The sequence below is a fragment of the Streptomyces sp. AcH 505 genome, from assembly GCF_000818175.1.
GTDB lineage: Bacteria > Actinomycetota > Actinomycetes > Streptomycetales > Streptomycetaceae > Streptomyces.
On sequence record NZ_JTIY01000001.1, the window covers coordinates 2,864,815 to 2,872,376 of the forward strand.

A 7,562-nucleotide genomic window follows, 5' to 3' on the forward strand; every position below is an offset into this window, starting at 1 on the left:
GTCGATCGCGGCGGCGATCGACGGCAGTTGCGCGGCGACGGCGGCGGGGACTGTGCCGTCCTCGCCGTTCATGATCCGGCTGATCTCCAGTGTGGACAGCTGGTCGATCTCGGCCAGCTCGGGGCGGAACGCCTCGGTGGTGAGGGTGTCGAGCTGCGCGCGGAGGTCGCCGTACGGGGACGTCGAGGCGTCGGCGGGCGTGGAGGTCATGAAGAAGCGGCTCTTTCTTCTGGTGAGGTGTGCGTTTTCCGGCGCGACGGCGGGACCGGGCCGGGGCCTGGCGCGCCCGGCCGGATCCCGCGGCTCAGCGCGGGCTGCGCGAGTGGCGGGGGCTGTGCCGGTGCGCGAGCGCCTCGTACGAGGCGGACAGGGCGGGCGCCGCCGTCTCGTACGTACGCTGCGCGACACCTATGAACAGGCAGTCGACCACGAGCAGCTGGCTCGTACGGCTCGACATGGCGGCCGGGCGCAGCTCGCTCTCGCGTGCGGTGGAGGTGGTCAGGACATGGTCGGCGTACTGCGTGACGGGTCCGTCGGGCCTGCCCGTGATCGCGACGGTCGTCGCGCCGCGGTCGAAGGCGACCCGAAGGGGCTCTATGACGTCGCCGGTGGAGCCGGAGTGGGTGATCGCGATGGCGACATCGCCCGCGCGCAGCTGCACCGCGTTGGTGACGGCGAGGTGCGGGTCGGTGTGGGCGTGCGCGATCAGGCCGATGCGCAGCATCTTCTGCGCGAGGTCCATGCCGACGAGCGAGGAGGCCCCGACACCGTAGATGTCGATCCTGCGCGCCGCCGCTGCGGCCGTCACGACGGCGCCCAGCTGCACCGTGTCGAGCGAGGCGGCCGTGTCGGCGAGGGTCTGCTGTTCGTCGTAGGCGAGCTTGGCGACGACATCGGCGATGGGGTCGTCGACCGCTATGTCGGCCGTCACCGCGGGGGCGCGGCCGGACTCCTGCTGGGCGGCGAGACCGGCGAGGGCGAGGCGCAGGTCGCGGTAGCCGGGGTAGCCGAGGAGGCGGGAGGTGCGCACCACGGTCGCTTCGCTCGTGCCGGTGAGCTCGGCGAGACCGGTGACCGTGAGAGCGGCGCAGCCCGCCGGGTCACCGGCCACGGCTTCGGCGACCAGCTGCATGGAGCGGGTCATGGATGGCGCGAGGGTCCGCACCTTGGCCGCGAGAGCGGCAGGTGCGGGCGGGGCGTCACCGCTGAAAATTTCCTTCACGTCTGGGGTCACCTCTGAAAGGTATTTTCAGACTTCCGTGCGAGTCAACCCCCTCTTCGTCCTGATTCGTCGTATGGCGTCTCTTCGCCAGGCCGGTGGCGGGCGGGGGGACAATGGGTAGATGGACGACGTGAATCCCCTGGAGCAAGCACTGCACGTGGCGCGAGCGCTGGTCCTCGCCGACCTTGCCGCGCGCGATGTGGCGAGGGCCGATGTTGTCTCGCTCGTCGAGGAGTCGGTGTCGCACCGCCGCTGGTGGGTCGAGCAGTGGCCCGACGGCGTCGAGTACGTGGCGGGGCTGGTCGCCCAGGACGTCCAGGACGCCCTGCTGGAGCGGTACGGCCGCTGGCCGATCTGCCCGGTCTGCACCGAGCTTGAGCCGCACGCGCTGGACGTGGAGCCGGAGTTGGGGCCCGACCCGCACTGGGTGTGCGGGAAGGCCGGCGTGGTGATAGCCCCGGTCGGCGCGCTGGACACGACCTCGTGACGGTGTACATCGACCCGCCCACCTGGCCGGGTCACGGACGGATGTGGTCGCATCTGGTGAGCGACGTCTCGTTCGACGAGCTGCACCGGTTCGCCGCGTCGATCGGCTGTCCGCCGCGCGCTTTCGAGCGGGACCACTACGACGTCCCGTCGCACCGCTACGAGGAAGCGGTGACGGCGGGCGCCGTGCGGATCGGCTCGAAGGAGCTGGTCCGCCGTATTACCGAGGCGGGGCTGCGACGGCCGAAGGGGCGCCCGGCGTCCCGGCCGTCTGAGCCTGCGTGATCCCGCCCGAGCCGGCCACGAGCCGGCCGCCGCCGCCACCGCTCCTGCGGTGGTAGCGCAGCGCCAGCACGACGAGCCCGATACCGACGACGGCCATCGCCGCGCCCGCCCACGCCGTGGACGCGAAGCCGAAGTCCGCGTCGATCACGACCCCGCCGAGCCAGGGGCCCAGCGTGTTGCCCGCGTTGAAGGCCGCGGTGGCCGTGGCGGCGGCCAGCGTGGGAGCGGCGGCCGCGATGTTGAACATCCGGGCGTTGAGCGCGGGCGCGGTGTAGAAGGCCGAGAGGCCGAGGAGGAACGTCAGCGGGACGACGATCACGGGGTGCGACGCGGTGAGTGCCAGCGCGGCCAGCAGGACCGTCGTCGCGGTGATCCCGCTGATCATGACGCCGAACAGATGCGCGTCCGCGTACCTGCCGCCGATCATCGTGCCGACGAGCGCGCCGAGTCCGAACAGCGCGAGGACGAACGGCACCCAGCCGTCGCCGATGCCCGCCACATCGGTCAGCAGCGGGGCCATGTAGGAGAACGCGCAGAACACGGCGCCGCCCGCGAGGGCGGTGACCGCGACCGCCAGCCAGACCTGGCGGTCGCGGTAGATCGTCAACTCCCGCTTGAGCTGCGGCTTCTCGGCAGGGAGCGGGATACGCGGGATGAGGGTGACCACCCCGACCAGGGCGACGGCCGAAGCGCCGCCGACCGACCAGAACGCCGAACGCCAGCCGAAGTTCTCCCCGAGGAAGGCGCCTGCGGGGACCCCGAGCACATTGGCGATGGACAGCCCGCCGATCATCACGGCCATGGCGCGGGCGCGGGCGTTCGGCGGGACCATGGCGATGGCGACGCTCGCGCCCACGGCCCAGAAACCGGCGCAGGCGAAGGCGCTGACGACGCGGGAGGCGAAGAGGACTTCGTAGGTCGGGGCGAGCGCGCCCGCGACCTGGCCGAGTCCGAAGACCGAGATCAGTGCGATGAGGGTGGCGCGGCGCGGCAGCCGCAGGGTGACGACGGCGAGCAGCGGGGCGCCGATCACCATGCCGATGGCGAAGGCGGAGATCAGCAGCCCCGCCGTGGGTATGGACACATCCATGTCGTCGGCGAGCGGCGGCAGAAGGCCGGAGAGCATGAACTCGCTCGTGCCGAGGGCGAAGACCGAGAGACCCAATATGTAGACGGCCAGCGGCATACGGGAGCGACGGTCGGCGGAGTCAGGCATGACAGGCCCCAACGCCGAAGCCGGCCGTTACATTCCCGGTCACTGACCGTGCCCGTCGTCGTGCGGGGCCCGCAGGGCGCGCAGTTCGCCGGTGAGATTGGCGCGGGCGGCGGCCTCCCAGCGCTGCTCGCCGTGCGGGGTGCGGAACAGCCGTGGCAGGGCCAGCAGTTGCTCCAGCACCGCCGAGCGCCCCGCGCGGAACGCGTCGTCGGGGACGAAGGCGTACTCCTCGCGCACGGCGTCCGTGTAGGCGCGGTACGCGTCGGGGGCCGCGGCCAGGATCGCGAGATCGGCGTCACACAGGACAGCGCCGTCCCGGTCGTCGGGAGCCGCGTCGTGCGTGGTGGTGAGCAGGACGAGCCGGACCACCTCGTCCGTCTGCCGCCGGCTCAACCCGGCCTCGGCGAGGGCACGTTCGGCGAGGCGGGCCGAGCGCTCCTCGTTCTCCGAGCGGTCGGGCCGGTAGACGGCGTCGTGGAACCACGCGGCGAGCCTGACCAGATCGGGGTCTTCGGCGTACGGGGCGAGGGTGTCGATGTGGTCCAGGACGGCGAGCAGATGGGCGGTGGTGTGGTAGCGCCGCTGCGGCTCGGCCCAGCGGCCGAGCAGGTCGTCGGCGTAGACGTACGGATCCGGCTGGCCGTCGGCGTCGGGGCCTGCGGCGTCAGGGCCGGTGGGCGGCTCGCGCAGGGCGAGCAGCGCGGCGGCGAAGCGGCTCCGCAGCTCACCTGCGGGTACGGGGACGGACATGGGTACGACAATACGGCCGGGGCTGTGGACAACGCGCGACGCGCTGGGTGGTCCGGCGGCTAGCTTGGCGACATGACACGGAACGAGACACGGAACCAGCCGCAGACCCAACCATTGGCCCAGCCGCGGGCCGGGGCGGACTACGAGCTGACGGGGATACGTGCGGGGGAGGCGGCCTCCGTCTTCGGCTGACCGCTCGCGTTCTCCAGGGCCTTGAAGCGCCGCAGCCGCAGCGAGTTGCCGACGACGAAGACCGAGGAGAAGGCCATGGCGGCGCCGGCGATCATCGGGTTGAGCATGCCGGCCGCCGCGAGGGGGATCGCGGCGACGTTGTAGCCGAACGCCCAGACGAGATTGCCCTTGATGGTGGTGAGCGTGCGCCGGGCCAGCCGGATGGCGTCGGCGGCGGTACGCAGATCGCCGCTGACCAGGGTGAGATCGCCGGCCTCGATGGCAGCGTCGGTCCCGGTGCCCATGGCGAGTCCGAGGTCGGCCTGGGCGAGGGCGGCGGCGTCGTTCACTCCGTCGCCGACCATGGCGACGGAGTGCCCCTCGTCCTGGAGGCGCTTGACGACGTCGAGCTTGTCCTCGGGCATGACGTCGGCGATGACCTCGGTCACCCCGATCTCGGCGGCGACGGCCTCGGCCACGGCCTTGTTGTCACCCGTGAGCAGGATCGGGTTCAGGCCCAGGGCGCGGAGCCTGCGGACGGCCTCGGGGCTGGACTCCTTGACCGCGTCGGCGACTTCGATCAGGGCGCGCGCGTGGCCGTCCCAGGCGACGGCGACGACCGTGCGGCCCGCCGCTTCGGCGGTGAGCCTGGCCGTCTCCAACTCCTCGGGGAGACGGATGTCCTGGCCGGCGAGGAACGCCGTACGGCCGACGAGTACGGCGCGGCCTTCCACCACGCCGCGCACACCGAGGCCGGGGACGTTCGCGAAGTCCTCGGGGGCGGGAAGGCCGTCGAAGCGGGCGGTGGCCGCCTCGGCGACGGCGCGGGCGACGGGGTGTTCCGAGGCGGCCTCCAGCGCGCCGGCGGTACGGAGGGCGTCCGGCTCCTCGACCCCGTCGGCGGTGTGGACGCGCTGGAGGGTCATCCGGCCGGTGGTGACGGTGCCGGTCTTGTCGAGGACGACGGTGTCGACCCGGCGGGTGGACTCCAGCACCTCGGGGCCCTTGATGAGGATGCCGAGCTGGGCACCGCGTCCGGTGCCGACCATGAGGGCGGTGGGAGTGGCGAGACCGAGAGCACAGGGGCAGGCGATGATCAGTACGGCGACAGCGGCGGTGAAGGCGGCGGTCATGCCCTCACCGATGGCGAGCCAGAAGGCGAGGGTGGCGAGGGCCAGCACGATGACCACGGGCACGAAGACGGCCGAGATCCGGTCCGCGAGACGCTGCACGGCGGCCTTGCCGTTCTGGGCGTCCTCGACCACCCGCGCCATCCTGGCGAGCTGGGTGTCGGAGCCGACCCGGGTCGCCTCCACGACGAGCCGGCCGCCGGCGTTGAGGGTCGCGCCGGTCACCGCGTCGCCCGCGGCGACCTCGACCGGTACGGACTCGCCGGTGAGCATCGAGGCGTCCACGGCCGACGACCCCTCGACGACGGTCCCGTCGGTGGCGATCTTCTCGCCGGGACGGACCAGGAACCGGTCGCCGACGCGCAACCGCGCGGTGGGCACGGTCACTTCCCGGCCGTCGCGCAGCAGGGTGACCTCCTTGGCGCCGAGCTCCAGCAGCGAGCGCAGCGCGGCGCCGGCGGTGCGCTTCGAGCGGGCCTCGAAGTAGCGCCCGGCCAGGATGAAGGCGGTGACGCCCGCGGCGGCCTCGAAGTAGATGTTGCTCGCGCCGTCGGAGCGGGCGATGGTCAGCTCGAAGGGGTGCCGCATGCCCGGCATACCGGCGTCGCCGAAGAACAGCGCCCACAGCGACCAGAGGAAGGCGGCGGAGGTACCGACGGAGATCAGCGTGTCCATCGTCGCGGCGCCGTGCCGCAGATTGGTCCACGCGGCGCGGTGGAACGGCCAGGCGGCGTACGTCACGACGGGGGCGGCGAGCGTCAGCGACAGCCACTGCCAGTTGTCGAACTGGAGGGCGGGGATCATCGCCATCGCGATGACCGGCACGGCGAGGACGACGGAGGTGATCAGCCGCTGCCGCAGCGTCCGCAGGGCGCCGTCCTCGGCGCTGTCCGGTCCCTCGCCGCTCAGCTCGTCCCCGGTGGGGCGGGCGGGCGCCGGTTCCTCGGCGGTGTAGCCGGTGGCCTCGACGGTGGCGATCAGATCCTGGACGGAGAGATCGGCACCCCGGTAGCTGACCTTGGCCTTCTCCGTGGCGTAATTGACGGTGGCCTCGACACCGTCCATCCGGTTCAGCTTCTTCTCGACACGGGCCGCACAGGAGGCACAGGTCATGCCGCCGATGACGAGTTCGATCTCCGCCGTCGCCGCGGTGTCAGCGGGGCCGGTGGTCCGGGTGAGGCTCATGGTGTACCGCTCCTCGTGGTCGACCAGTTCCTCCATAGTACCCCCTAGGGGTATGGATGACGGGGTCCGGTGATGCGGGGGAGCAGTACGGCCGTTTAGGCTGAGACATTGGACTAGACCTATAGCCGGGCGCTTTGTCCGGACACGAGCTGAATGGGATCCCATGAGCAAGCGTGCAGTCCTGGAGGTGATCGCGCTCGACGCCGACGACGCGACCGCCGCCCGGAACGGGGGTGCGGACCGCCTTGAGCTCGTCACCGACATGGCGGCCGACGGGCTGACCCCGACCCGCGAGACCTTCGCCGAGATCCGCGCCGCGGTCGACATCCCGCTGCGCGTGATGCTCAGACTGGCCGACGGCTTCGCGGCCGGCGGTCCACGCCAGGTCGACGAACTGGTCGGCAGGGCGCGGGCGATGCGGGCCGAGGGCGCGGAGGAGTTCGTCTTCGGCTTCCTCGACCCCGACGGCACCCCCGACCTGGTGACCGTGGAGCGCCTGGTCGCCGAGCTGGACGGCTGCCGCTGGACGTTCCACCGCGCGATCGACCGCGCCGTGGACCGCGACACCCTCCGCAAGGAACTCGCCGACATGCCCGGCCTCGACACCTACCTCACAGCGGGCTCCCCGGCGGGCGTCGACGACGGCATGCCGACCCTGCTGGCCGAGGCCGACGCGGCGAACCGCGCCGAAGCGGGCTACGGACACCACATCCTGGTGGGCGGCGGGCTGCGCCTCGGGCATCTCCCGCAGCTGCTGACCGCCGGTATCGACGGCTTCCACATCGGCAGCGCGGCCAGGCCCGACGGATGGGACGCCCCGGTGTCCGCGACGGCGGTACGCGAATGGCGCGAAGCGCTCGACGCACCGCGCGGCCAGGACGGCTGACCCGCCGGACTGGCCGAGGCCAGGCCGGGGCTCGGGTTCATGGGCTCAAGGGTTCACCGCTGTGGGTGCGCGCCGCGCCTGCCCGTATCGACCTGCGCACCGGCTGGATCGTCGCGCCGCCGCGCGGCCGACCTGGGCAATGCCGTCCTGCCCCAGCTGGTCCTGCCCCAGCTGGTCCTGGCCGAGCTGATGGAGTCGGGCGCGCCGGCGCGCGAGCGGCGCCTGCTGCGC

Annotated in this window: 7 protein-coding genes and 2 pseudogenes; 4 read left to right on the forward strand and 5 right to left on the reverse strand. The window is 72.3% G+C overall.

Annotation, left to right across the window (positions count from 1 at the left end; all coding sequences use genetic code 11):
• Positions 1 to 210, reverse strand: a pseudogene (locus tag HY68_RS43710) (N-acetylmuramic acid 6-phosphate etherase); the annotation flags it as partial.
• Between the two features lie 94 nt (positions 211 to 304).
• A complete protein-coding gene (locus HY68_RS13170; protein WP_041988383.1) occupies positions 305 to 1,234 on the reverse strand; it encodes a MurR/RpiR family transcriptional regulator in 930 nt (309 codons plus the stop codon).
• A gap of 109 nt (positions 1,235 to 1,343) precedes the next feature.
• On the opposite strand from HY68_RS13170, the gene HY68_RS13175 reads away from it, so the two are divergent.
• Positions 1,344 to 1,709 carry a hypothetical protein gene (locus HY68_RS13175; protein WP_041988385.1) on the forward strand — a complete coding sequence of 122 codons (366 nt, stop codon included), beginning with the start codon at positions 1,344 to 1,346 and terminating at the stop codon, positions 1,707 to 1,709.
• On the forward strand, positions 1,706 to 1,993 hold the full coding sequence (locus tag HY68_RS13180) for a DUF4031 domain-containing protein (protein WP_041988388.1): 288 nt from the start codon (positions 1,706 to 1,708) through the stop codon (positions 1,991 to 1,993). The genes HY68_RS13175 and HY68_RS13180 overlap by 4 nt, the downstream gene beginning before the upstream one ends.
• Here HY68_RS13180 and HY68_RS13185 read toward each other — a convergent pair.
• From HY68_RS13185 to HY68_RS13195, 3 genes are all read right to left on the reverse strand, one after another.
• Positions 1,929 to 3,179, reverse strand: coding sequence for a Cmx/CmrA family chloramphenicol efflux MFS transporter (locus HY68_RS13185; RefSeq protein WP_041988390.1), 1,251 nt, complete (start codon positions 3,177 to 3,179; stop codon positions 1,929 to 1,931). The two genes, HY68_RS13180 and HY68_RS13185, sit on opposite strands and share 65 nt — an antisense overlap.
• Before the next feature lie 69 nt (positions 3,180 to 3,248).
• Positions 3,249 to 3,959: an HD domain-containing protein gene (locus tag HY68_RS13190; protein WP_078863586.1), complete on the reverse strand. Its 711-nt coding sequence runs from the start codon at positions 3,957 to 3,959 to the stop codon at positions 3,249 to 3,251.
• 140 nt (positions 3,960 to 4,099) lie between these two features.
• On the reverse strand, positions 4,100 to 6,445 hold the full coding sequence (locus tag HY68_RS13195; RefSeq protein ID WP_041995943.1) for a heavy metal translocating P-type ATPase: 2,346 nt from the start codon (positions 6,443 to 6,445) through the stop codon (positions 4,100 to 4,102).
• 163 nt (positions 6,446 to 6,608) lie between these two features.
• Between HY68_RS13195 and HY68_RS13200 the strand changes: the two genes are divergently transcribed.
• Together HY68_RS13200 and HY68_RS44555 are read left to right on the forward strand one after the other, a co-directional pair.
• Positions 6,609 to 7,331, forward strand: a complete 723-nt coding sequence (locus tag HY68_RS13200; RefSeq protein WP_041988391.1) for a copper homeostasis protein CutC — start codon at positions 6,609 to 6,611, stop codon at positions 7,329 to 7,331.
• Positions 7,332 to 7,370: 39 nt separating this feature from the next.
• Positions 7,371 to 7,562: pseudogene (locus tag HY68_RS44555) on the forward strand (hypothetical protein); the annotation flags it as partial.

Coding starts and splice junctions, on each gene's coding strand:
- HY68_RS13175 (WP_041988385.1), top strand. CDS start 1,344: ATGGACGACGTGAATCCCCTGGAGCAAGCACTGCACGTGGCGCGAGCG.
- HY68_RS13185 (WP_041988390.1), bottom strand. CDS start 3,179: ATGCCGCTGGCCGTCTACATATTGGGTCTCTCGGTCTTCGCCCTCGGC.
- HY68_RS13190 (WP_078863586.1), bottom strand. CDS start 3,959: ATGTCCGTCCCCGTACCCGCAGGTGAGCTGCGGAGCCGCTTCGCCGCC.
- HY68_RS13195 (WP_041995943.1), bottom strand. CDS start 6,445: ATGAGCCTCACCCGGACCACCGGCCCCGCTGACACCGCGGCGACGGCG.
- HY68_RS13200 (WP_041988391.1), top strand. CDS start 6,609: ATGAGCAAGCGTGCAGTCCTGGAGGTGATCGCGCTCGACGCCGACGAC.